This is a genomic window from Nitrosomonas marina (genome assembly GCF_900111605.1).
Lineage (GTDB): Bacteria > Pseudomonadota > Gammaproteobacteria > Burkholderiales > Nitrosomonadaceae > Nitrosomonas > Nitrosomonas marina_A.
Genome location: NZ_FOIA01000012.1, coordinates 74,692 through 99,528, shown reverse-complemented (window position 1 = coordinate 99,528; position 24,837 = coordinate 74,692). Strand labels below are relative to the sequence as shown.

Below are 24,837 nucleotides of genomic sequence, written 5' to 3'. Positions count from 1 at the left end.
CACCTCCAGTGGTTTCGTGTTCTGTTTATAATCAATGGCTTGACTATAATTGTACACCTCTCCACTGGAGTTTTCATCCATTTTCTATGAATTATAAAAATGAATTCATAGAGTTACGTTTATGGATGGGAACTAGTTATAGAATTGTATCTACCAAACATTCCGTTCACTGCGCCCGGTCGGATTTTGATTATCCAATACGGCTTTTTAATAATTACGTTAAGATGTTGTTTGGGCGCAGGTTATTGCGTCGGATTGTTGTCTTGTTTTCAGTCGATATGATTTACCCAGGCCGGTGGCTTAATTCCTACCTGTGATATTGTTGGGGAAAATACGGCAAGATGGTTATTATTTCATATCGGTATCGACACATTTAAAGGGATTTGAACATGATGAGAACATGCGTGTGTTTATTGATGCTGTGTCTATCGCTCCTGTTTTCGTCTTCTGCCATTGCGCAGGAAAGTGCCACAGACACATATTTCAGTAAAGCCGGTATGAAGATATTGAGTGGTGTTGCCAATGTGGCGACCGGCTGGTTGGAGCTGCCTAAAAATATTATTTTATGGAATCAAAGAGAGCAGAGCCAGTTTATTGGCTGGACAGAGGGCATACTCAGGGGAGCCGTGCATACGGCAAGCCGAACAGGTAGTGGCGTACTGGATCTGGCGACATTCTGGCTTCCGACTTATCCAACGCCAAACCCTTCATTGATTTGGGATGATTTTTACCAGGAATCGGAATACCTTGCATTTAGAACAGGCGGGTGAGTATGGTGCTGGCTGCCGATTTGCCTGTTTTCTGTTTTTATTGCCAGTTAAACCGCACGAACAAAAATCGTGGCAATTTCGAACCTGTTTATCGCATCTGTGATGGCTGCTGCGGTGGAGTTGAAAAGGCCGTGATAGACAAATACGTTACCGGTTCGGGTTTTTATTTTTAATTCGCATTTTATGAGCTGGGTACTGTTTGCCTTAAAAGCATATTGTGTTTTTATCATATGAGTTCCCTTTACCAAATCCAAGGATAAGCTGCACCAATATCATTCTTCGGGATGTGCTATCAGTTTGAATGAAATGAAATCTTAACTGATTTTAACAATAGTGCAGCCTGGTGAATGTCGATACAAACAGGGTAAAAATGCTCCAATTCATTCATTTGTCCTGATATTTGGCGAAATAATGGGCTCATAAGAGCAATTTTTTGTGCATGTTATAATCTAACTTTGAGTAACTGAATTGCTTTATATTTGATTAATTTATTAAACAGTTGATATTAAAGGCTATTTAATATTTGGGATAGCCGCAAAAGCCTTGCTGGGATGTGCCGTGAGAAAGCACTGCGTTAGAAAGACCGGATTATTCATAATGTGCGTTTGCCTGTAATTTATGAAGAATACCGCTTAACGTATCAGAAACATTATTGTTTTATCTTATCAAGCAAAATTTGGCTTTGTCATTATGATTCAATCTGGTGGCAATTTCTCCTTTGAGCAATTTTTTTTTAACGGAGAAGCGTATGACACCCGTATTACCATTGATTAAAAAACAGTTTCTTACAACACAATATAATGCACCTGAGCATTTTCAGGTTTACACAGAACGTCAAATTGACAAGATCGAAGCGTTAAAGCAGATGTCTGAGGAACAACGCTTTGAGATGAAAGTAGTTGCAAATGTTTTGCCCTTCAGGGTGAACAAATATGTGATTGACAATTTGATTAACTGGCAAAATGTGCCGGATGACCCGATTTTCCAGCTGGTATTTCCACAGAAAGGCATGTTGTCGGATGATGATTATAATCAAATGGCCTCAGTCCTGCGCAGTACGAATGATCGCAGTGTAATTCTGAAAAATGCGAATGAGATCAGGTTGCGATTGAATCCGCACCCTGCAGAGCAGCAATCTTTGAACGTGCCTTATGAAGATGATGAGCCGATAGAAGGCATTCAGCACAAGTACCGAGAAACAGTGCTATTTTTTCCAGGTCAGGGGCAGGTGTGCCATAGTTTCTGCAGTTTTTGTTTTCGTTGGGCGCAATTTATCGGTGACAAGAGTTTGCGTTTTTCGAATACTGAGGCGCAAAAGCTGCATCATTATCTGGCAAAATACAAAAGCATCAGTGATCTGTTAATAACCGGCGGCGACCCTATGGTTATGAAGACAGATCATTTGTCGGCCTATCTCGAACCGCTTCTTCGGCCGGAGTTTGATCATGTTCAGACAATTCGTATCGGAACGAAATCATTAAGTTTCTGGCCGCAGCGTTATGTCAGTGATGAAGATTCCTCACAGTTGTTATTGTTGCTGGAAAGAATGGTTAAAGCAGGTAAGCATGTCGCGATTATGGCGCATTTTAATCATTGGCAGGAAATGTCAACGCCCATTGTGCACGAGGCGGTCAGCAGGCTGAGAGCATCTGGCGTTGTTATCCGCACGCAATCACCATTATTGAACCATATCAATAATGATCCTGATGTTTGGGCCCGTATGTGGCGAGAGCAAGTACGCCTGGGTTTGGTGCCGTATTATATGTTCGTTGAGCGGGATACAGGTGCGCGCCGTTACTTTGAGGTGCCTCTGGCGCGTGCCTGGGAGGTTTATCGCGAGGCGTTGAAGCGTGTATCTGGGTTGGGTCGGACTGCACGAGGGCCGTCCATGAGTGCTGGACCCGGCAAGGTCGAAATCCAGGGTATTTCAGAAATCAATGGCGAACAGGTTTTCGTTTTACGTTTTCTTCAGGCGCGTAATCCGGACTGGGTGCAGCGTCCTTTTTTCGCACGGTTTGATCCCGAAGCCACCTGGCTGGATCATTTAAAACCGGCATTTGGGGAAGAAAAATTTTTCTTTCAGGATGAATATGATGCGATGCGTACTAAACAAGTCAGTCCGCGTGTGTATGAATAGGTGTTTTGAAAATTTGATAGTTTGTTTCGCTGAAGTGCTATTGATAACAGGGCCATGTGCCAGGACTGTCAGCGATGCAAGCTGTCGTTTTTTAGGTATATTCGAAATGATTCATCATTACAGGGTCTGACGGCTGCTATTTTACAGCCTGGTAGCATTTCATGATTTGGTATTCTGTACTTTCTACAAATTGATGATTGAATGCTGTTCTTGTATCCGTTTTTTTTGAGAAATTATCATTATCTGGCGGTCTGATACAGAGCTACCTGACTGTTGATATGGTTTAAATTATTTGTTTTGCGGGAGTCGAGCTGAAATCCGGCATGATATGTTGTATATAGTCATTATCATCATTGTTGCAGCATTAGTTTACGGACCGTCCTACTGGGTGAGGCACACACTTGAAAAATATAGTTACCCAAAGGACCGTTATCCCGGAACGGGTGCTGAACTTGCGCGAATTCTGCTGGATTGGGCCAAGCTGCAGTCTGTCAAGGTCGAAATGACAGAGCAAGGTGATCATTACGACCCATTAGCCAAGGCAGTTCGGTTAATGCCGGATAAATATAATGGCAAGTCGTTGACCGCTATTACTGTAGCAGCGCACGAAGTTGGCCATGCAGTTCAGGATCGTGACGGATATCTGCCGTTAAAAATACGTACCCGTTTGGTTCAGATCGCTGCACCGGCGGAAAAATTGGGTGCGGCAATTTTAATGTTTGCACCGCTGATAATGATTATTACGCGCGCGCCACTGGCGGGTGCGTTATTTTTTGTTGGGGGTTTATTGACGCTGGGTGCGACGACACTTGTTCATTTGGTTACATTGCCGATGGAAATGCACGCAAGTTTTGCGCGCGCGCTGCCCATGCTGGATAAAGGCGGTTATTTGATTAAAGGCGATGAAAAACATGCACGCCGTATACTGAGGGCGGCTGCATGGACTTATGTTTCAGCATCGTTAATGACACTGTTGAATATCGGCCGGTGGTGGGCGATACTTCGCAGGTAAGTTCGGTTACGACCGTGGTTTAAAATTTCTTTCATGATTAGGAGTTATCATTGAAGTATTTTGTGTTGAAAGAGGATCAATATGATGCATTTTGGATATAAGCAGCGACAAGTCTGGTTTGAACGTGGTTTTACTTTGCTTGAATTACTTGTCGTCATGGTTATTATCGGTCTGTTGGCGGCTTATGTCGGCCCGAAATATTTTTCACAAGTGGGTAAATCTGAAATTAAAATGGCACAGGCGCAGATTGATGCCCTGGAAAAAGCATTGCACCAGTACCGTCTCGATGTTGGCAGCTATCCGACAACAGAAAACGGGCTCTCTGCACTGGTAGCGCAGCCAAACGATGAACCTAAATGGCAGGGACCTTATTTATCTAAAGTGCCGCCCGATGATCCATGGGGCCGTCCTTACGTATACAAATATCCGGGTGAAAATTCTGAGTTCGATTTGTTTTCAATGGGAAGGGATGGGCAGATTGGCGGAGAAGGTGAGGCAGCTGATATTACCAATTGGTAAACAGGTCAATTGAACCATGCGTTATGAAGTAAAAGCTGTCATGTCCGACCAGGGCGCTGTAAATCTTGAACTTGAGGCAAACAGCGAAGAAGAAGCCCGGCGCCAGGTAACAGAGCAGGGCGGTATGGTGTTGAGTGTCAAGCGAAGATTTACCGGCCTGTCATTCAAGTCCAGAACGCGTTTTCCGCTGGTTCATTTCAGTCAGGAGTTGTTGTCGCTGATCACTGCGGGCCTGAGTCTTGTGGAATGCCTGGAAACACTGGTAGATAAAGAGCAGGACGCAAGCAACCGGAAGCTTATACACGGCTTACTTGAGCGGCTCTACGAAGGCATAACTTTTTCACAGGCGCTTGAATCATATCCTCAGGCTTTTCCAATGCTGTATATTGCGACGGTTCGGGCGAGTGAGCGTACGGGTGATCTGGCAGAAGCCCTGACACGTTTTGTAACATACCAGACACAGATGGATTTCGTCCGCAAGAAACTGGTAGGAGCTTCGATCTATCCCGTGTTGCTGCTGGTTGTGGGATTGCTGGTGTCGCTGTTTTTGCTGATTTTTGTGGTGCCCAAATTCAGCGCTATCTATGATGACATGGGCTCTGATCTGCCCTGGATGTCTGTATTACTGATTGAATGGGGGCATTTCGTTCAGGAGCATGGATGGGAACTGGCCATTTTTTTCCTCACGTTGCTGGCGGTTATAGCCTATGCAGTCAGCCGAGAGACATTTCGCGTCTATGTGCTGGAATTGCTGTGGCGGATACCTGCAATCGGTGAGCACATGCGTGTCTATCAACTGGCCCGTTTTTATAAGACACTGGGCATGCTGCAGCGCGGTGGTATTCCGATAACGCAGGCACTACAAATGGTCAGCGGTTTGTTGCAATCGCACTTTCGACCCAGGATCGAAGCGGCGGCGAATCGAATTCGTGAAGGGCAAACTATTTCCAGCGCGATGGAGATGGAGGGGTTGACGACAGCCGTGGGTAATCGCATGTTAAGAGTTGGTGAACGCACAGGTCTTATGGGGGATATGATGGAGCGCATCGGCGCTTTTCACGATGAGGAAATTGCCCGTTGGGTTGAGTGGACTACAAAATTGATTGAACCTATTCTGATGGCAGTTATCGGTGTCGTTATCGGCGGCATTATTATTTTGATGTATTTGCCAATTTTTGAACTTGCAGGAAGTATCAATTGACAGAGACGCTCGCGCAATCCCCAAAAAAACAATCGCTGAATCTCAATGATGTCAGCTTCGCATATGCTCAGGCGAGCAAGCAGGGCGTTTCGGTAGTTGAACTGCTAGAGGAAACCAGCGGATATTCGCCCAGTGAACTGATTCAGGAATTGGGGCAGCTGCTGCACATTCCGGCACTGGAGATGAAGACAATCCACGCACTTGAGCCGGCTTTCGATATCCTGCCGTTTGCCGAAGCGGTACGGCATGAATGTGTATTGTTCAAAACGGATAACGATTTTTTACTGGTCATCAGTAATCCGTTTTCACCGAAGCTGCGGTTGTGGGCTGAAGAACGTTTTGAAATGAAAATTGCGTGGCGTCTGGTGCATCCTGCTGATTTGGCGGCTTTCTTCACGCAGCAGGAAAAAAATATGCGTGCCATGGATCATGTATTGCCAGATCAGAATCTGGATGAAATTCAGAGCACCATTGAAGATCTTTCATTAAAAACCATTAACGAAGGTACCAGCCCGGTGGTCCGTCTGGTGCATTCAACACTGTATGATGCTCACAAATCACAGGCAAGCGATATACATCTGGAAATGGTGGTTGGCGCACTGTCGATCAAATACCGGATTGATGGCGTTCTGATGTCGGTGGGTGTGATCAAGGGCGCCGATCTGGCCGAGCAGGTGATTTCCAGAATTAAAGTGATGTCAGAACTGGATATCGCTGAGCGGCGCGTGCCACAGGATGGACGTTTCAAAGTATCCATACAGGGAAGGGAAGTTGATTTCCGGGTTTCCATCATGCCGAGTATCTTCGGAGAAGATGCTGTATTGCGGATTCTGGATCGTCAGGCATTGTCTGATCATGTGGAAGGACTGACACTGAACCATTTGGGATTTAGCGCCCCGGATATTGCAACTTTGCGTCGGCTCAGTTCAGAACCTTATGGTATGTTGCTGGTTACCGGTCCGACCGGAAGTGGAAAAACAACGTCGCTATACGCAGCCATTTCAGAGGTTAATCGGGGCAGTGACAAGATTATCACCATTGAGGATCCGATCGAATATCAGCTGGCGGGGGTGCTGCAAATTCCGGTCAATGAAAAAAAAGGGTTGACATTTGCACGAGGGCTGCGTTCAATCCTGCGGCATGATCCCGATAAAATCATGGTGGGCGAGATTCGCGACGCTGAAACGGCACAGATTGCGATACAGGCTGCACTGACGGGGCATCTGGTTTTCACCACGGTACATGCCAACAATGTGTTTGATGTGATAGGCCGCTTTGCCCATATGGGCGTGGACCCCTATAGTTTTGTATCGGCGTTGAATGGTATCGCTGCACAGCGGCTGGTGCGCTTGTTATGCCCGCACTGTACAGTGGATGAACGTCCGACTGACGAACAGATAAAAGAGGCCGGTATCGAACCAGAAGCTGTGGGCAGCTTTGTATTCCGAATTGGAAAAGGGTGCGGTCAGTGTCGTGGCAGCGGCTATCGCGGACGCCATGCAATTTCAGAAATACTGATTTTGAATGATGAAATTCGAGAACTGATTGTGGCTCAGGAACCGATACGCAAAATCAAGGAAGCGGCCAGAGCAAACGGTACCAAGTTCTTGCGTGAGGCCGCGCTGGACATGGTCAGGAAAGGTGAAACCAGTTTAGAGGAGGCCAATCGTGTCACCATTGTGGCGTGATCGACTAGAAGCGTTTCTTGCACCCGGACGTATAGATCTGGCACGCTCAAAACGTGGCATAAAACCAGTGCAATTGCCTGTGACTACTGAGCTGATTGATAATGATGCAGGTGCGTATCCGGCGTGGTTGCAGACCGTGCAGCAACTGGAGCTATTGTTGGCTGAAACTGCTGGCGTCAGTATGAGAATAACACTTTCAAATCATTTTGTTCGTTATGTAACCCTGCCGCCACAATCCGAAATTACCTCACCCGAGGAAGTGCTGGCGTATGCGAATTTCCGTATGCGGGAGATTTATGGTGCGCGCGTAGATCAATGGGTGCTCAGTATCAGCTCATGGAATCCTCTATATGGTGCTGTCTGCGCGGCGATTTCACAGGATTTGCTTGTCAAACTTGAGGAGTTATCAGCACGACATCAAATCACGCTTGAAGGTATCGAACCGTATTTGACCGCGGTTATGGATACATGGAAAAAAGTACTGGACAGGCACAGGTCTTTTGTCGCCTTGGTTGAAACTGGCCGGATTTGTGTTGCCTTGCTGGAAGATGGTGTCTGGCGGAATATACGAAATCAGCGTGTTTTGAATGACACGGTCGGTGAGTTATGGGCAACGCTGGACCAGGAAGCCGTATTGTCAGGTCAGAAAGAATCTGCCGAGCAGGTTTTTCTATTTGCACCGGAACATCCGGAATTGACGCTGCCCATTGAAAGCGGCTGGCAAACTGTACCATTACAAAGTGATCGAATTTTTGTGCCAAGACATTTCCCGGTTGTTATAGCGGACTGGCGGAAGGAAGGGACATGACCCGACTAAAATTATCTTTTCCTTATTCGGGTCAGCAGTCGCGCACTATTGATATGACACTGTTGTGCATAGGATTGTTCGCCGTACTGGTTGCTTTTTACCAGTTCAGGCAAATTGCCGAAGAATCGGGCACGCTGAGTGCGCGTGTCGAGCGCCTGGAAAAACAGCAATCCGGTAACGCTGCGGTTTCACGCTCACGCCCTTCATCGCGTAAACGTGAGATTGGCCACGAGATCGGCAAGGAACTGCAGAATGCCAATATCATTTTAGGACAGATCAATTTGCCCTGGGAAGCGTTGTTTGATGCCATAGAACATATTGTCACCGAAGATATTGCGTTACTGGCGCTACAACCAAATGTTTCTAACCGGGTTTTGCGGATTAGCGGGGAAGCGAGAAATATGGCCGTATTACTCGATTTTATTGAAGCGATGGAACGTGAAGCCATTTTTGAGAAAGCGCATCTTGTCAACTACAAAATCAAACAGGACAATCCCTATCGTCCAGTCGATTTTCTGTTAACCACCATATGGACAACAAAATCTTGAGGCGCGATGTCATACTGGCGCAAAGTCAGCGGATTATGCTGTTACTCCGCTGGCAGATGGCACGTTTGGGAAATACCGGTAAAATTGGCGTGGGCCTGCTGGTCGTCGCCGGTATTTTTTTTATAGGTGCTGTTTTGCCGGAACAAAATGCGCTGGAGACGCTGAGGGAACGCGAAAAAATACTAAGGCTGCAAGTTCAATCCGGATCTGACGGCACACCTGTTGTTGAAAAAAAACTGACCAACGACCAGGCACTACAGCAGTTTTATAATTTTTTTCCTCGTTTTGATTCATCGCCGTTCTGGATACGCGAACTGGTGCGTGTCGCGCAAAAGCAGGGTCTTGAGATTAACAGCGGTGATTTTCGATTGACATTAGAACGGGACTGGCGGTTGTCCCGATATGATATCACTATGCCCGTCTCAGGCCGGTATGCCCAGATTCGCGCATTCATGGCAGATGCGCTGGAAGCTGTCCCGGCACTGGCAATCACAGGATTTTCCATTAAACGCGACAATGTCCAGTCTGCACTGCTTGAGGTGCGATTCGAGATGAGCCTTTATCTGAATGAATGAATACCATGGATGCAGCAGAAAAAAAGCGAAAAACGATTATTGGCCTGGCGCTGGCGGCAACACTGATAGCGGTTGTGCTGGTCGAAGATGAAGAAGAGATGACTGTAGATACGGCGCAGCCCGTTGCACCAAAACCAATGAAGCGGTCGACATCAGAGAGAGTAGACGCACCAGCCGTACAGAATGATTATCTTAACATCGGTCAGCTTGGTCAGAGAAAGTTCGATCCGCAGGCTGGGGAGCTGTTTGCGTCAACTTCATGGGCGCCAAAACGTCCGCCGATCAGCCCGCAGCAGCAGGCGATCAATGCACAGAAACGTGCCGAGGCCGAGGCCAGAGCGAAAGCAAAAGCAACTCCTCCGGCACCGACACCACCGCCGCTGCAGTTTAAATATATCGGAAAGGCCATTGAAGGCAACAAAACCTGGGTTTTTCTTGCGCAGGATGATGAAAACTTCATAGCCAGAATTGGTGAAAAGGTCGATGAAAAATACCGTCTGGACACCGTCAATGATGAATCGGTCACTTTGACCTATTTGCCGCTGAACGTAAAACAAACGCTTTCTATAAATGATCAGCAGACAGGAAAATTTTGATGAGAACGGATAAATGCGCTGTTTTTTTATTGATAACGACTTTCATTATCAGTGGTTGCGCGATAAATAACAAAACGTTCGGTACCCGCAACAAGGCGTTTGAAGAGGGACAGCAACTGATTCAAAGCGGTGAACTGGAGCTGGGATTGATGAGGCTGGAGCAGGCAGCACAGGAGGCACCGAATAATAAGGAAATTCGTGCTGTACTCTTACGTCAGCGTGATGCTGTTCTTAGTCAAATGCTTGCGGATGCTACTGACACGCGCCTGTCCGGCGAACTGGATCTTGCTGAAGAAAAATTCATGCGGATTCTTGATCTGTTCCCGCGCAATGAGCGAGCGCAGGCAGGGCTGGATGCTGTCGGACAGGATCGTCATCATATCGCTTCTGTTGAATACGCAGAGCAGTTGCTGGCGCTTAATGATGTGGAGGGCGCTGAAAAAGCGGTCAGGACCGTACTGCAGGAAAACCCGATGCAACCGCAGGCGCGCGAATTTATCAAAGAACTCAATAAGCATATTGCCCGTGCAGAGAGCATGGACCTGACATTGGAAACCGCGTTCGAGAAACCGCTGTCAATGGAGTTCAAAGACACCGAGCTCAAGTCCGTTTTTGAAATCATGTCGCGAACGGCGGGTGTCAATTTCGTTTTTGACAAGGATGTGCGGCAGGAAGCCAAAATTTCTGTATTCGTGCGCGACAACACGGTCGAAGATATTCTTAAATTGCTGCTGATGACCAATCAGCTGGCATACACACGTCTGAATGACAATTCGCTGTTGATTTATCCAAATACACCGGCCAAGCAAAAGGAATACCAGGAATTGATGGTGCGCAGTTTTCATGTGGCCTATACTGATGTCAAGCAAATGGTGGCCATGGTTCGGGGGCTGGTCAAGGCCAAGGATATTTATGTCAATGAACAACTGAATCTTTTTATCATGCGCGATACGCTGGAGGCGATTCGTATGGTCGAAAAGCTTGTGTCGCTGAACGATCTGCCCGAGCCGGAAGTGATGCTTGAAGTATTGATACTAACTGTGAGCCGCACTAATAATTTTCTATTAGGACCCAATCTGCCGCAAAGTGCTAGCTTCAGTTTTACTCGCGCGGCTGTGCCGGGTGCCGACGCGGCGGCGTCGGTAACCTTTGATGCGATCAGTAACGCGGGTTTTCCAAATTTAAAAAGCTTTGCTATAACTGACCAGGTCAAACTGGATTTTCTACAAAACGTCTCGCTGGATGATGTGCTCGCAAATCCGCGTGTGCGGGTCAAGAACCGTGAGGCGGCAAAATTTCATATTGGTACCAAGGAACCAGTTTTTACATCTAACGTTGCAGCGGGTGTGAGTGCCGTGGTGACGTCGACACCGACATTTATTGACGTTGGTACGAAACTGGATATCGAGCCGGTAATCAGTACCAACAATGAAGTGACGATGAAAATCCAGCTTGAGGTCAGTAACATTACTGGTAGTCGCCCTGCTCCAGATGGGCGAAGTACGGCCCCCGTGATTTCGACGACCAATGCGGAAACTATTCTGGTCTTGAAAGACGGTGAAACGCAAGTACTGGCTGGTTTGCTTGAGGAATTGGATAACCGTGCTGTCAAGGGCTTGGCAGGCTTGATCAATATTCCGGGTTTGGATCGCCTGACTTCCGGACAAAAAGTTGATCGAACCAAGCGCGAGATAGTATTGCTGCTGACGCCGCGCATTATTCGCAATATTTCGCAGCAAAGCCATCTCGAAAGCGAATTTCATTACGGTACCTCCAACGAGGCTGGTAAACTGCCTGTCAGGATACGCAAAACATCGGCCGGTGGTCTGGCGATGGCACCTGTCGGTCCTGCGGGCAGGGGGGGCGCATCCTCAATATTAAGCCGGGGAGCGCAAGCGTTTTCGTCTGACGGTTCAAGGGTTCCGCCTAATCCGTTTGCGCAACAGGCTGCTATCAATGCCGCAGGTGAACCAACACTGACAATACAGGCTCCAAGTCTCATGACATTTGAAAAGGAATTTTCCGTGAGAGTCAGGCTGGTCGGCGCCAGGGCCACGGTATCCGGCGAAGCGCTGGTCAGTTATGACTCGGATATGCTGGAACTGCTTGACGGATCCGGCAACACGGGAACCCATTCGATTAAATTCGGCAAGAACGAACCCAGTGGCATGGCCGCGCAGTTACGTTTCAAAGTGATTACACCCAATGAGGGCGAGACAGAGATCAGCGTGCAGAGCGCCGCCGGTGAAGATTCCGAGACGGGTGAGTCACTAGAGATCTCACTACCAGAACCTGCGACTATAAAAATTCAGTAAATGATTTGGTACAAGACCTGTTTCCGCAAATTCCATCAGCAACGCGGTTTTACACTCATCGAGTTGATGATAGTGCTTGCCATCATGGCAGTATTGGCTACTGCCGCTATGCCGTTACGCGAGCTGACGGTCAAGCGCGAGAAGGAACAGGAGCTGCGCATTGCGCTACGTCAGATACGTAATGCAATTGATGCGTATAAACAGGCTGCAGATGACGGTCGCATTGAGATAAAGGCGGACGAATCCGGTTATCCGCCAACGCTTGAGGATCTGATCAGGGGTGTGCCTGACATTAAAAGCGCTGATCCGAAAAATATTTATTTTTTGCGGCGCCTGCCGCGTGATCCGATGTTTGAGGATATGGATGTTGCCGGGATCGAACAGACGCCGGCAGCCGAAACCTGGGGGCTTCGCAGTTATGAGAGTTCAGCTGAAAATCCCAAGGAAGGCGATGATGTTTTCGATATTTATTCACTTTCGGAAGCGATTGGTTTGAATGGTGTTGAATATTCCAAGTGGTAATTGTGCGCTAATGTACCCAAAAAAACAGGTTGCAGTTGTGAGCGATGAGGCCGGATTTACGTTGATTGAGCTACTGGTGGTAATGGCTATCATCGCCACGTTGTTGAGTATTGTCGCACCACGCTATTTTAACTCTGTCGAGAAAGCCAAAGAGGCGGTTTTGCGTCAAGATCTCAAGATCATGCGTGACGCAATCGATCAGTATTACGCAGATTTTGGAAAATATCCGCTTGATCTCGAGGAACTCGTTGACAGGCGCTATTTGCGCAGTGTACCCATTGACCCGATGACCGAAAGTAATATGACATGGGTTGAAATGCCTTCCCCAAATGAGGATGAAGAAGGTGTCTATGATGTTCATAGCGGTTTTACAGGCAGGGCGCTGGATGGAACATTTTATGAAGAATGGTAAATGAAGAAGCGTTCGGACAAGGGTTTTGTTTACCTCTGGGCGCTGTTTGCTGTGACGGCGGCCGGTATAGTGCTGGCAGCTACAGGGCAGGTATGGCAGATAAAAATGAAGCGCGAGAAAGAATTGGAGTTGTTGTTCATAGGTGATCAGTATAGAAAGGCAATCATGTCATACTATAACAGCCAGGTAGCAGGCGTTCGTGAATATCCTGAATCATTGGAAGAATTACTGGAGGACAAGCGCGGTCCTGCGACAGTGCGACATTTAAGAAAAATTTATATCGATCCCATGACAATGGAGGATAAATGGGGGGTTGTTGAAGAAGAAGCAGTTCCGCAACAGGCACAGAGCCAGAATAATAGTGCAGGAAATGCGAATCCTGCCAGTCCCGCCAGTAACACATTGGGAGGAAGTCAAATCAGTTCGCGCAAGGGCATCACCGGAGTGTACAGTCTTTCCGAGCAACAGCCTTTGAAAAAGGACAATTTCCCGGACCATTTTGCCAAATTTACAGAGGCAGAAACCTATCAGGATTGGCAGTTTGTTTTTTCAAGGGATGCCGGAGGAGAAAACAAGGCAAACCAGCAGAATCAATCAGGATCGGCGGGTACGTCCTCCTCGCCGTTCGGTGCTTCGAGTGGTACAGGAACATCTGGTGGCGGCACGACTTCATCTGCGTCTCCCTTTGCGCCACCTGCGGGCGGACAAACAGGACAGAATCCGTTTGCGCGTTGAAATAACCAGTAAGCATGTATTGATTTGTATGGTGCACATGAAATGGATTTTCTGCCCGTTTTCCTGAATGTCAGGAATCAGCGCTGCCTGGTTGTTGGGGGCGGTTCCGTGGCTTTTCGCAAAATTTCGTTGTTGCTCGAAGCGGGAGCAGCGGTTCATGTCGTTGCGCCCTCGCTGGCTGAACCGGTGGCAGTGCTGCTGCAGCAGAATAAAATCACGCATGATGCAAACGGATTCGACCCAGACCATCTGAAGGGATGCACGCTGGTCATAGCAGCAACCAGTGATTCAATTGCAAACCGTACGATATACGAGTCTGCCGCTGCAACAAATATTCCCGTCAATGTGGTGGACAGTCCTGAATTATGTACATTTATCATGCCCGCAATCGTTGACCGATCGCCGTTGATGATCGCTATTTCCAGTGGGGGACACGCACCTGTGCTTGCCAGAATAGTGCGTTCCAAGCTGGAAACATTGATTCCGCATGCATATGCCCGCTTGGCGTCCTATGCGGCAAAATTCCGCCCTCTGGTAAAAGAGCATTTTGTGCACAAAAAGAACAGGCGACTGTTTTGGGAAAAAGCCTTGCAAGGCCGGTTTGCAGAAATGGTATTGGCTGGAAAAGACAGTTCTGCGCAAGATTATTTTCAGCAATTGCTGAAAGATGCATTGGATAACACCCCCCAAGGCGAAGTTTACCTGGTCGGTGCGGGACCTGGTAACCCCGATTTGCTGACATTCCGCGCCATGCGGTTGATGCAGCAGGCCGATGTGGTTGTCTATGACCGGTTGGTATCGCCGGATATTCTGAACCTGGTTCGGCGTGATGCCGAACGTATTTATGCCGGTAAGGAACGTAACCACCACACACTGAGTCAGGAAACCATAAACCAGCTGCTGGTGCGGCTGGCGCAAGAAGGCAAACGTGTACTCAGACTCAAAGGGGGTGATCCGTTTATATTTGGTCGGGGCGGTGAGGAAATTGAAACGCTGACAGACCATCGGATTCCATTTCAGGTTGTGCCCGGTATTACTGCCGCTTCAGGTGTTGCGGCGTATGCTGGTATTCCGCTTACACACCGTGATTATGCGCAATCTTGTATTTTTGTGACGGGACATCTGAAGCACAATGGTCTTGATCTTGACTGGTCTTCGTTGGTGCGACCGAATCAGACGATTGTCATTTACATGGGATTGTTAGGTCTGCCAGTATTGTGTCAGCAATTAATCGCCCACGGTTGTCCGGCCAATACCTCGGCTGCCATTATTCAGCAGGGTACCACGCAAACACAAAAGGTCGTAACCGGCTCGCTGGAGACACTGCCGAAACTGGCGACTGATGCGAAGCTTACAGCACCAACGCTGATTATCGTTGGCGAAGTTGTGCGACTGCACCAGAGACTGGCCTGGTTTGAAGCTGACCAAGAGTGATGGTGCAGGTTTGCTGTTAAAGTATAAAGAATAGAAAAATCGTTATTCAGCTCAGTTATCTAGGCCGCAGTTTCCCTTTTTTACTACGATTCAGGCGCAACATTATCATGACGCCTGTCGCGGCCATTAACAATGTAGCCGGTTCTGAAACAGGCGCGCTGAAGTTTGTAATTGTTGCGCCGGTGAATACACCCTGTTGAACATTCTGTGCATCGAATCTGAATCCAAAACGCTGGCCGTTATGAACCATGATGTCTACATGTTGAAACAGACTGTTATCCAAATTGTGTGTAGCCTCAACTGAATGAATACCGTCCACTACAGTAAAGAACGTCAGGGTAGGCGCATAGGCGCCAAATGGTCTGAAAAGAAGGCTCATGATTAAATCAAACGAAACCATTCCTGTTCCGGCCGCCACCGTTTGTAATTCAAGGAAAGTATTAACCGGATAGGTGTAGGAAGGGTTGGCGATTTCGAAATTTATTGATTGTGCCGTTGGATTGTCGACACTCAGTTCACCTGTGAGACCGTTTGTTGTAGACCAGTTGGCGACATGATAGGGGCCGTTAAAGCCATCAATTATTGCGGCATGAATGGTTCCGGAAAACATTAATACTAAGAAGCATAACAGTTGGTTTTTCATCAAATTATTCCTTTGTATTGGCATACAGCATTGTTGCGCGAGCAGTGGATGCATGCCAGTAGACACTAATGTTCTTCAGGACGTGCCGCAGAAAGTATTTGTATTTAATGCAATAGCTCAAAAGCGGAAGATAATATCATGTTCTAGTTTATAAAATATGAAAAATTCTTATCTTGTCTTTTAAACTGTAATTACACAAAAGTATGGTTAATTATTACGGCTATTGTGGTTATCAGCTTGAGAAGGCTGGACTCCTAGTGCTCTTTCAATATGATATTGTCAGGTACAGCGTTATCGTGGTGTTATGCAGCAAGGCACAGTACACGGGAAAGGGTTATTCCCTTTTCAAGTACTGTAACGCGGCTGCAGGACACCACGGTAACGTCCGGTGGGTGCGCTTGTCAGCGCCCATGGACTGTGTTGTGTCTTTTGGTAATAGAATGACTATTTCCTGCAAGACACGCCTTGCCATGAGCGCTGACAAGCGCACTGAACGCGGCAATATCATATTGAAAGAGCACTAGTTTGAGTATCATGCTTGCATTCATATATTGCCGGGGTGGCATATAGAATAAAAGCCTATGATTTTAAAAGGTATTTATAAAAGTAAAGAATTTGTGAAGTTTTTGTCAATTAATTGTGAAATTTTTGTAAAGTTTTTGTGAACTTTATGTTATGATGTGCGTCAAATTTGTTAAACAAGCTTTACTGAGTCGTTATTTTTATTAACTTTATTAAATGAGGAGAAAATCATGAAAAAGGAAAAACTGCCTAAAACCTATTATGCAATGATTATTGTTTTGTTTATGTTCCTGATACTGGAATCGCTTGTAGTTTAGGCAAAAACAACAGCTTTACGCGTATTCATAAATAATAATAATAAAAACAGAAAAACACCGGCCGCTGGCCGGTGTTTTTCTGTCTGCATTTCAAAATACGTTTTCTTGTTCGGGCACTGTTATATTTGAACAGGGTAAACATATCTGTTCGGTAAAGTATGTGATCGATAGCAGGTTAAGAGGATGGCTTTTGATATCACTGATAAATTCATTGTGAGCTGTCCTGTTTAGGATATGTCATTGCGAGCTTTCAGTGCTGTGTAGTGCCCAAGAATACCGCTTAAGGCACCGCCCGCAATAATGAAACTCATGCCAAGCCAGGCAACAGAGGGCAGAGTGTCATTCCAGACCAGAATGCCCCAAATCCCCGCAAACAGAACGGTGCTGTAGCCCAGTGAACTGACAACCAGCGTTGTGCCCGTGCGGTAGGCGCGTGTCATTGCCAGTTGTGCCAGTGTGGCGGTGATGCCAATACCGATCAGCAGATTAATATTTTGTAGCGTAACAGGGTTGAATGCGGTCAGCAGCAGCCACGCGCCTGTAATCAGTGTGCTGATCAGCGTAAAGTAGAACACGACTCGCCATTCAGATTCACCCAGGCTGCCCAGTTGGCGGACATTCAGATAGGCAATTGCAGCAAAGAAACCGGAGGCCAGTCCAAGGCATGCGGCTATCCAATGGTCATTATCCAGCGTCGGTCGCAACAGGAATACGACACCGACAAATCCCAGTGCGATGGCAAAGGCCATTGGCCAGTGCAACTGTTCCCTGAGAATAAAAGTTGAAAACAATGCCATAAACAGTGGCCAGGTGTAGTTGAGTGAAATAGCGGTGGCCAGCGGCAATTCGGTGATGCAGTAAAAAAACATCAACAGACTGCCGAGTCCCGCCAGACCCCGGCTGCAATGTGTTTTCCAGTGGCCGGTTTTTAGTGTGAGGCGGTGATGGCGTACAAACAAATAGGTGATCCCGACACCTATCAAGGACCGGTAGAACACCAGTTCAATACTGGTAAAATGACCCGCGCTGAGTTTGACCAGAACTCCCATGCAGGCAAATAAAAAAGCGGCTACAAGCATCCAGAATGATCGCATTGCTTGAGTATGAATATGTTTACAGAAATGGTGCTACTTCGCGACGGAGAAACTGATGGAAATGGACCATGCCTGCTTCCATGGGCATTTGATAAGGTCCCGTTTCGTTGATAGATAATTTATATAAAGCCTGGCGACCTTCAGTCATGCGTCTGCATATTTCTTCATCCTCTGCAGCAGTCTCCATATAGGCGGCCTGCTCTGCTTCGACAAATTCGCGCTCGAAAAGCACCATTTCCTCAGGGTAATAAAATTCAACAACGTTCATACAGTGCTCAGTGCCGGTAGGTATGATGGTGCTGATAACAAGTGTGTGCGGATACCATTCCAGCATGATATTTGGAAAATATAGTAACCATATTGCACCATGTTGTGGTAGCTCGTTTTCATGGTGAGCCAAAACCTGTTGCTGCCATTTTTCGTATACGGGTGTCCCGGAGCGTTTGAGGTGCCCGCTGTTGACGCCAACAGTTTGGGCGCTGTACCAGTCTCCAAACTCCCAGGTTAGATCGGCAGTGCTGACGAAATTGCCAAGCCCTGGATGAAAAGGATCGACATGGTAGTCTTCCAGATATACTTCAATGAAGGTTTTCCAGTTGCAATTATAGTGGTCGATTCGTATGGTATCGAGCAGGTAATCGGAAAAATCAAAATCATGCATTACGCCGAGACCGGCCATGTCTTGAGCGACTGTGCGTTTACCGTTGAATAACAGGCCATTCCAGTTTTGCAGCGGTGTTCTTTCCAGATGCAAACAGGGATTTTGATCAAAGTGCGGTGCGCCCAGTAACTGGCCATCCAGTGCATACGTCCAGCGATGCAGGGGACAAACAATACTTTTTGTGTTGCCCCTGCCTTCGAGGATACGTGCCTGGCGGTGACGGCAGATATTGGAAACTAAATCGATACCCTCTTGATGACGGACCAGAATTTTAGCATGATGCAGCCATTCGGGCACATAGTAATCTCCGACCTCCGGCACCATGACTTCATGGCCGATATAGCCTGGACCGTTGTCGAACAAAAGTTTTTTTTCGGCCTCCAGTATCTTGGGGTTGAAATACCATTCAATGGGCAACTGGATAGATGATCCGGCCAGTTGCGCAATTTCTGTCATGTCAGACATGTTAAATATCCTATCTTAATCCGTTCTCCGCAGTGTATTACTGACAGCTTAGAAAATTAAAAAGCTATAATTTTAAGGTCAAAAAATCAAGATAAGAAGAACCTAAACGAAACAGCTTGGCTATAATAGTGGTTGTGATAGAAAATTTCCTTATCCTTCTATCAGTCAATTAACATACAAAAAGTATGTGGTTATGATGCAATACAACCATTTAATCGATTAATTTATTAAACATAAAGAGAGAGTTTTGATGAAACGCAATCAAAAGATTCGAATGAATCCATGGGTTTGCCTGGCTTCTGTTGCCCTGGTTGCCGGGCTGACTGCGTGTGGTGATAGTGATACGGGCGGCATGGGCAGCAGCAGTAGCGAAACATCGACTGCCAAACGTGTGATGCCAACCGGGGCCGCCACCGGTGTTTTGCTTGACAGTCCTGTAGCAGGAGTTACGTATAGTGCATCGTCTGGTAAAAAAGGTGTGACTAATGTGGCGGGTGAGTTTGATTTCAATTATGGTGATACTGTTGAATTCAAACTCGGAGAACTTACCTTGGGAAAGGTACAGGGTACGCCGATCGTGACACCGATTGATCTGGCCGAAAACGATGAAAAGCGACTGATCAATCTATTGATATTATTACAGTCACTGGATGAAGATGGTGATGCGACAAACGGTATCAACATTACCAATGAAGCAGCGGCTGCTGTGACTAACGCTATCAAGCTTAATAACGAGCCTGAAGCGTTTGCTAATTCGTCTGAGCTGCAAAGTATTCTGGAAGCTGCTGGTATTGAGCATGCAGCTAAAACGGTTGAGGAAGTCAGCGAGCACTTTATGGTTTCGGGTGTAACTTCTTTGAGTGCACAAATTTGGGTGAATTATAGCGACAGTACCGCCACGGTACTCCGTGTTGCAGCTGACGGTAGTGGAGAATATCTGCAGGGCCAGGCAACCCCCGATGATTCATGTGATGAGAACCGGGTATGTGGTGGCCGTACTATTTTTCAAGCAGGTGTCGAGCATGGTGTTGCCAAGGCTATCGAATTCGATACCCGCGGTTTCAAAGTTATCGGGGAGACGTCGATTGACACCAACTTAAAAGCCGGCCTGTCCGATCCTGGTCCCACTCGCCGCATCCGTACAGATGGTCTGGACATGATTCACTCCGACATTGTGACGGTACAACGTGAACGAGAACAGAAAAGCGTCTTTGGCGAGATGTTTCATATTGCCAAACCGATTGAGCTGAGCGATGAGAATGAAGTTGTCGAGAAGGAAATCAAAGAAACACGATTTTCAAGAATCGATAACGATCCTGATGGCATAGTCGGTGCCTGGGCGTTTGATGCTGATGCTATAAACACAAAAATGCTGGTATTTTTTGTCAATAATCGTATCATTTCGATTGATCCGATTGGTGAGGGCGCGCGCGATAATCAGGCACGATGCGCCAAACCGGGTGTGGAATTTGCGACGTACGACTACAATAAGGCCAGCAATCAATTGAAAATCTCCAGCTTTACGTATAATACGGACGGTTGTCTGGGATTTTCCGGTAGCGATGGTGCGCATCGCTTTACCATAGATTCGAGTGGCGATACTGCCAAGCTTGAAGTACAAGGCGAAGATCCGGTAACCGTCTATCGCGTCTCCGGCTAATACATAGCCGTGATAGATTCTTGATATAACTCATATGCCGCTGAGTTGCCGGAAAATAGATATTTCCGGTGATTCGGTGGTTGTCCATTTTCTCCTGATATGCCCATTCTGCGTGTCGCACTGAATATTCCTGTCGACACGTTGTTTGACTATATTGCAGATGAAGCCGATGAAAACGATATCGGTTTGCGTGTCTGTGTGCCATTTGGTAAAAAGAAAGTTACCGGCATCATTCTGGACATTTGTTCAGATTCTGATGTGCCATTGGAGAAGCTGAAATACATCATCTGTATTTTTCGTGAAATACCGCCACTGTCAAGTGAGTTACTGGCACTTTTGCGCTTCTGCAGTAATTATTACCATCATCCTCTGGGTATGGTTGTAATGAATAGTCTGCCAGGCAAGATCCGCAATAATAAACCGGTCAGCTTCAAGGGCACAGTGAATCATACAGGGTTTGTATTAACCGAAGCCGGTCGAAAAATTGATATTGCAACCATTCCATCACGAAATACGCTGAAGCGTCGTTTGTGGACTGTTTTGCAAAATGAGCAGTTGCTGACGTTACGGCAAGCCAGAGACATTTCACCGCGTGCAGTCACTATTCTGAAAGGCTGGCTGGACAAAGGCTGGCTGGAGGAAGCAATCGAAACGGGCAGTGATTCGATTAAAAAAATTGTTCCAGAGTTGACGGAAGAGCAGTCGGTTGCCGTCGCTGCGATTACCGATAAATTCAAACAATTTGAAACCTGGTTATTACATGGCATTACTGGAAGCGGTAAAACCGAAGTTTATTTGCGGTTGATAGACCGGGCACTCAAAGAAAACATTCAAACATTGGTGTTGATTCCGGAAATCAGCCTGACGCCACAACTCGAGACGGTTTTCCGCAATCGCTTTACAGCTTCTCGAATAGTCAGTTTACACAGTGGTCTGAATGATACCGAGCGGCTGACCGGTTGGCTGCAGGCACAACAAGGGAGGGCAGACATTATTCTCGGAACAAGACTGGCAGTATTCACGCCGGCGCCGAGACTAGGATTGATTATTGTTGACGAAGAGCAGGACAGTTCATTCAAGCAACAGGATGGGCTGCGTTACTCGGCACGTGATTTGGCCATATTTCGTGCAAGGCAGATGCAAATACCCGTAGTGCTCGGATCAGCTACGCCCTCTCTGGAAACTTATTATAATGTTTTGAGTGGCAAATACCGATGTTTGCGTTTGAGCAGTCGCGCTGTCCGCAATGCTGTATTACCGCCGGTTGAATGTATTGACATGCGGTCCGAGAAAACTGCAGATGGTTTGTCAGCCCGGTTAATACACGCTATTGGGAAATGTCTGGATCGTCAGTTGCAATGCTTGATTTTCATTAATCGCCGTGGTTATGCGCCGGTATTGTTGTGTCCCTCCTGCGGGTGGGCAGCTGTTTGTCAGCGCTGTTCCAGTCGCCTGGTCGTTCATTTGCAGGATAAGCGGTTATCCTGCCATCACTGTGGTCATCAGGAATACTTCCCACGCGCATGCCCGCAGTGCGGGAACCAGGATATGATTCCATTCGGACGCGGCACTCAGCGTATTGAGGAGGCCCTGGCAACACAGTTTCCGTTGGCACGCATCCAGCGTATCGATCGTGACAGTATACGCCGCAAGAACTCCTGGCAAACGATTCTGCAAGCTATCCATCGACAAGAAATTGATATTCTGGTTGGAACGCAATTGCTGGCCAAGGGGCATGATTTTCCAAATCTGGCGCTGGTCGGCATACTGGGTTCGGACAGATCTTTATACAGTACTGATTTCAGGGCAGGTGAGCGTCTGTTTACGCAGCTCATGCAGGTGGCTGGCCGTGCCGGTCGAGCCGCTGTTTCCGGCAGTGTCCTGGTTCAGACGGAATTTCCACGCCATCCGTTGTATCAGGCCCTGCGACAGCATGATTATGACGTACTGGCCGAGTCGATGCTGGCCGAAAGAAAAATGGCAGGCTTCCCGCCGTATGTATATCAGGCATTGTTACGCGCGGAGGCGCACAATTTGACCAGGGTATTGGATTTCTTGGGTGCTGCACAAAAAATAGCGTACTCTCATCATGCCGGTGTAGAAATATTCGATCCTGTTCCGGCATATATGGCGCGATTGAAAGGTATGGAACGTGCGCATCTGCTGGTACAATCCCGCTCGCGCGGGAAACTGCAGTCGTTTTTAACACGTTGGTGTGAACAGTTGAGTGCCCTGACCGCATTTAAAGTGCGTTGGGTGCTTGATGTGGACCCTATCGAATTTTAAGCAAATCGGATCGAACTGAATGCCCGCGTTTGTTTTTCAGTTAACAAATGTATTGCACTTTGCAAACTTAAAAATAAACAGGGACATTTCCAATGCTTAAGTGAATTCATCCATCAGATTCTGATAAATCAGGTTATGCAAAAGAAGGTTTTGGTCATGTTGCAGAGAAGTAAATCTGATGCCGTAACATAGTGGATTCAATGCGTTTGTATGGGATATGTTGAATGACTGAACTTTTCCCTTTAATTGTAATTTTGTTTTGAGTTCATGCAGACCGATTTCAAAAGCAATGTCTATAGCCGTGTTGATGCCGCCTAATTCCTGGTTGGTCTCAATTTTTGCTCCTGTAGTACTGATATCAGTGATGATGACAGGCGAAGTAATGCTATTAACCGTCGCTTCTATATTTACGCTAACGCGTCTGGAACTGCGAATTTGCTTACCTGAAATATGCTTTGGAAATGTTAAATGTAGATACTTGAAAGGTAGCGTTATAATTTTTTCAACATATGAAGTGAATTTGAACAGTGTTTGTCCATTGAAATAAAAAATAAATAATTCATCGCCTTCCAGAAGTGGATATTCATTGATTTTAACGGAATGAGGTTCTGAAATCAGTAATCCTAAATTAAGATAGTACCCGATGAGTTTTGCTGTGTAATAAGTAACCTGTGTAGGACTTTGCGACTTTTTTGACAAGGTGGCAGGCTGGATCTGCAATTTGTCGTTAATTTTTAACTGCATGTCTTTAAAAGAAAAAACAGTATCATTTGTCGTATCCTGTTTTTTCCGGGTTGCAGAGTCGCTGTTTTTGGTGGAAGTAGACGGGCTCTCTATATCATTTATATTTTCGGTTAAATTCATAAGCCATTGTCACTCCTGTAAAACGCTAATTTTCAATCAAAGAATTGGAAAAGAAGGTGTTAAATTTTCCCGGTATATTACAAGCCCGGGAACCTCAGACTACCAGCCGGTTTTCTGTCTCATTTGTGCTTCTGCGGTAATCGATGTACTCCGTATATTTAACGGCAATATTGGTTGAAACAATAGTTTTTTGTATGAACAGGCATCCGCGCAACGCAGCAATGAAGTCGGACACTCGCAATATGCCTTTTTCAAAGCATAACTTGCCGACAGTAGACTGTTGGTACAGTCACGGGATTACCGCGCCAATATTGCTGGGGTGCAGCAGGTTGATTTCATCAAAACCAGGTATCTGGTGTGTCTGAATTAATTGAATATGGATGCCTGTGCTATTGTTATTTGGGATAGTGTATACAAGTTCCGGTTTAACAGTCAGGTTTGTGTGTTAGCCTCTCCATTGACGAAAATGTCCGGTATCAATGTGAATAAAATCGGATTTTGGATAATAACCGACACCGCCAGCCTGCAATGACAGTGCCGCATTATGTAGATCTGAAAGCATATGCCCAGGCAAACGTAGATCGATTGCCCTGCCTTGCATGTGAAGACTGCGCTTAGCCACCCCATTGCTGCGTGCGTTCAGCTGCGCATTGGTAGCGGGTGAACGGTAACCGGATATCACATGAAACTCTTTTTTTGATTTCATTTTATAGTTTAGCAGTTGCAGCATATCCAGCAGATTAGGATCAATTTCATAAGTTTCACCGGTACGGTGGTCGCGCAATACTTTTCTGATCGCCGTTAAACCTTCCGAGACATACTGACCTTCCGCCCAGTATGTTGTTTTAACCCGTTCGCCCGTATGCAGATTCAGCAAGGCAAGCTTGCGTTCACTCAAATTAAATGGGGATGCATGCACATTAGGCAGTGCGAGTAGTGTACACGCGCCGATGCCGGCTTTCAAAAAATGACGGCGACCATATTTCTGTTTATTGGATACACTGACCGAGGCTGAGTGATCTCGGGAGTGGGAGCGTAAGCTGGTTGACATTC

22 protein-coding genes are annotated in these 24,837 nt (G+C 46.7%); 17 read left to right on the top strand and 5 right to left on the bottom strand.

All coding sequences use genetic code 11. The features are described from left to right. Positions 1-389: 389 nt before the first annotated feature. From BMY62_RS07285 to cysG, 15 genes are all read left to right on the top strand, one after another. Complete coding sequence (locus BMY62_RS07285; protein ID WP_256207482.1) at positions 390-770, top strand: exosortase system-associated protein, TIGR04073 family; 381 nt, start codon at positions 390-392, stop codon at positions 768-770. A 748-nt stretch (positions 771-1,518) separates the two neighbouring features. Then, positions 1,519-2,907: a KamA family radical SAM protein gene (locus BMY62_RS07280; RefSeq protein ID WP_256207481.1), complete on the top strand. Its 1,389-nt coding sequence runs from the start codon at positions 1,519-1,521 to the stop codon at positions 2,905-2,907. 328 nt (positions 2,908-3,235) lie between these two features. Next, positions 3,236-3,919, top strand: coding sequence for a zinc metallopeptidase (locus BMY62_RS07275; protein WP_090658153.1), 684 nt, complete (start codon positions 3,236-3,238; stop codon positions 3,917-3,919). An 84-nt stretch (positions 3,920-4,003) separates the two neighbouring features. Beyond that, positions 4,004-4,438, top strand: coding sequence for a type II secretion system major pseudopilin GspG (gene gspG, locus BMY62_RS07270; protein WP_090658178.1), 435 nt, complete (start codon positions 4,004-4,006; stop codon positions 4,436-4,438). Between the two features lie 16 nt (positions 4,439-4,454). Further along, positions 4,455-5,639, top strand: coding sequence for a type II secretion system F family protein (locus tag BMY62_RS07265; RefSeq protein WP_090658151.1), 1,185 nt, complete (start codon positions 4,455-4,457; stop codon positions 5,637-5,639). Further along, positions 5,636-7,327: a GspE/PulE family protein gene (locus BMY62_RS07260; RefSeq protein WP_090658149.1), complete on the top strand. Its 1,692-nt coding sequence runs from the start codon at positions 5,636-5,638 to the stop codon at positions 7,325-7,327. The genes BMY62_RS07265 and BMY62_RS07260 overlap by 4 nt, the downstream gene beginning before the upstream one ends. Then, on the top strand, positions 7,308-8,135 hold the full coding sequence (locus tag BMY62_RS07255; protein ID WP_090658148.1) for a hypothetical protein: 828 nt from the start codon (positions 7,308-7,310) through the stop codon (positions 8,133-8,135). The genes BMY62_RS07260 and BMY62_RS07255 overlap by 20 nt, the downstream gene beginning before the upstream one ends. Next, complete coding sequence (locus BMY62_RS07250; RefSeq protein WP_090658146.1) at positions 8,132-8,683, top strand: PilN domain-containing protein; 552 nt, start codon at positions 8,132-8,134, stop codon at positions 8,681-8,683. Before BMY62_RS07255 ends, BMY62_RS07250 begins: the two co-directional genes overlap by 4 nt. Further along, positions 8,665-9,258 carry a hypothetical protein gene (locus BMY62_RS07245; protein WP_090658145.1) on the top strand — a complete coding sequence of 198 codons (594 nt, stop codon included), beginning with the start codon at positions 8,665-8,667 and terminating at the stop codon, positions 9,256-9,258. Before BMY62_RS07250 ends, BMY62_RS07245 begins: the two co-directional genes overlap by 19 nt. Before the next feature lie 5 nt (positions 9,259-9,263). Next, a complete protein-coding gene (locus BMY62_RS07240) occupies positions 9,264-9,854 on the top strand; it encodes a hypothetical protein (protein WP_090658176.1) in 591 nt (196 codons plus the stop codon). Further along, positions 9,854-12,169 (top strand): secretin and TonB N-terminal domain-containing protein, encoded by a 2,316-nt coding sequence (locus BMY62_RS07235; protein ID WP_090658143.1) that lies wholly within the window; start codon positions 9,854-9,856, stop codon positions 12,167-12,169. The genes BMY62_RS07240 and BMY62_RS07235 overlap by 1 nt, the downstream gene beginning before the upstream one ends. Next, positions 12,170-12,691: a type II secretion system protein gene (locus BMY62_RS07230; protein WP_090658141.1), complete on the top strand. Its 522-nt coding sequence runs from the start codon at positions 12,170-12,172 to the stop codon at positions 12,689-12,691. It abuts the gene before it with no gap. Between the two features lie 10 nt (positions 12,692-12,701). Next, positions 12,702-13,103, top strand: coding sequence for a type II secretion system protein (locus BMY62_RS07225; protein WP_090658139.1), 402 nt, complete (start codon positions 12,702-12,704; stop codon positions 13,101-13,103). Further along, a complete protein-coding gene (locus BMY62_RS07220; RefSeq protein WP_090658137.1) occupies positions 13,104-13,838 on the top strand; it encodes a type II secretion system protein in 735 nt (244 codons plus the stop codon). 42 nt (positions 13,839-13,880) lie between these two features. Next, positions 13,881-15,272, top strand: coding sequence for a siroheme synthase CysG (gene cysG, locus BMY62_RS07215; RefSeq protein WP_090658174.1), 1,392 nt, complete (start codon positions 13,881-13,883; stop codon positions 15,270-15,272). 55 nt (positions 15,273-15,327) lie between these two features. On the opposite strand, the gene BMY62_RS07210 is transcribed toward cysG, so the two are convergent. From BMY62_RS07210 to BMY62_RS07195, 3 genes are all read right to left on the bottom strand, one after another. Next, positions 15,328-15,915 (bottom strand): hypothetical protein, encoded by a 588-nt coding sequence (locus tag BMY62_RS07210; RefSeq protein WP_090658135.1) that lies wholly within the window; start codon positions 15,913-15,915, stop codon positions 15,328-15,330. Positions 15,916-16,981: 1,066 nt separating this feature from the next. Further along, entirely contained in the window at positions 16,982-17,848 is an 867-nt protein-coding gene (locus BMY62_RS07200; protein ID WP_256207480.1) for a DMT family transporter, read from the bottom strand. A 19-nt stretch (positions 17,849-17,867) separates the two neighbouring features. After that, a complete protein-coding gene (locus BMY62_RS07195; RefSeq protein ID WP_090658129.1) occupies positions 17,868-18,974 on the bottom strand; it encodes an aromatic ring-hydroxylating oxygenase subunit alpha in 1,107 nt (368 codons plus the stop codon). 250 nt (positions 18,975-19,224) lie between these two features. Here BMY62_RS07195 and BMY62_RS07190 point away from each other — a divergent pair, with 250 nt between their 5' ends. After that, positions 19,225-20,634: an adhesin gene (locus BMY62_RS07190; protein WP_090658127.1), complete on the top strand. Its 1,410-nt coding sequence runs from the start codon at positions 19,225-19,227 to the stop codon at positions 20,632-20,634. A 99-nt stretch (positions 20,635-20,733) separates the two neighbouring features. Next, complete coding sequence (locus BMY62_RS07185; RefSeq protein ID WP_090658125.1) at positions 20,734-22,920, top strand: primosomal protein N'; 2,187 nt, start codon at positions 20,734-20,736, stop codon at positions 22,918-22,920. 96 nt (positions 22,921-23,016) lie between these two features. On the opposite strand, the gene BMY62_RS07180 is transcribed toward BMY62_RS07185, so the two are convergent. Both BMY62_RS07180 and BMY62_RS07175 read right to left on the bottom strand, forming a co-directional pair. Further along, positions 23,017-23,784 (bottom strand): flagellar brake protein, encoded by a 768-nt coding sequence (locus BMY62_RS07180; RefSeq protein ID WP_090658123.1) that lies wholly within the window; start codon positions 23,782-23,784, stop codon positions 23,017-23,019. Positions 23,785-24,229: 445 nt separating this feature from the next. Then, positions 24,230-24,835 (bottom strand): peptidoglycan L,D-endopeptidase MepK, encoded by a 606-nt coding sequence (locus BMY62_RS07175; RefSeq protein ID WP_090658121.1) that lies wholly within the window; start codon positions 24,833-24,835, stop codon positions 24,230-24,232. Positions 24,836-24,837 lie beyond the last annotated feature (2 nt).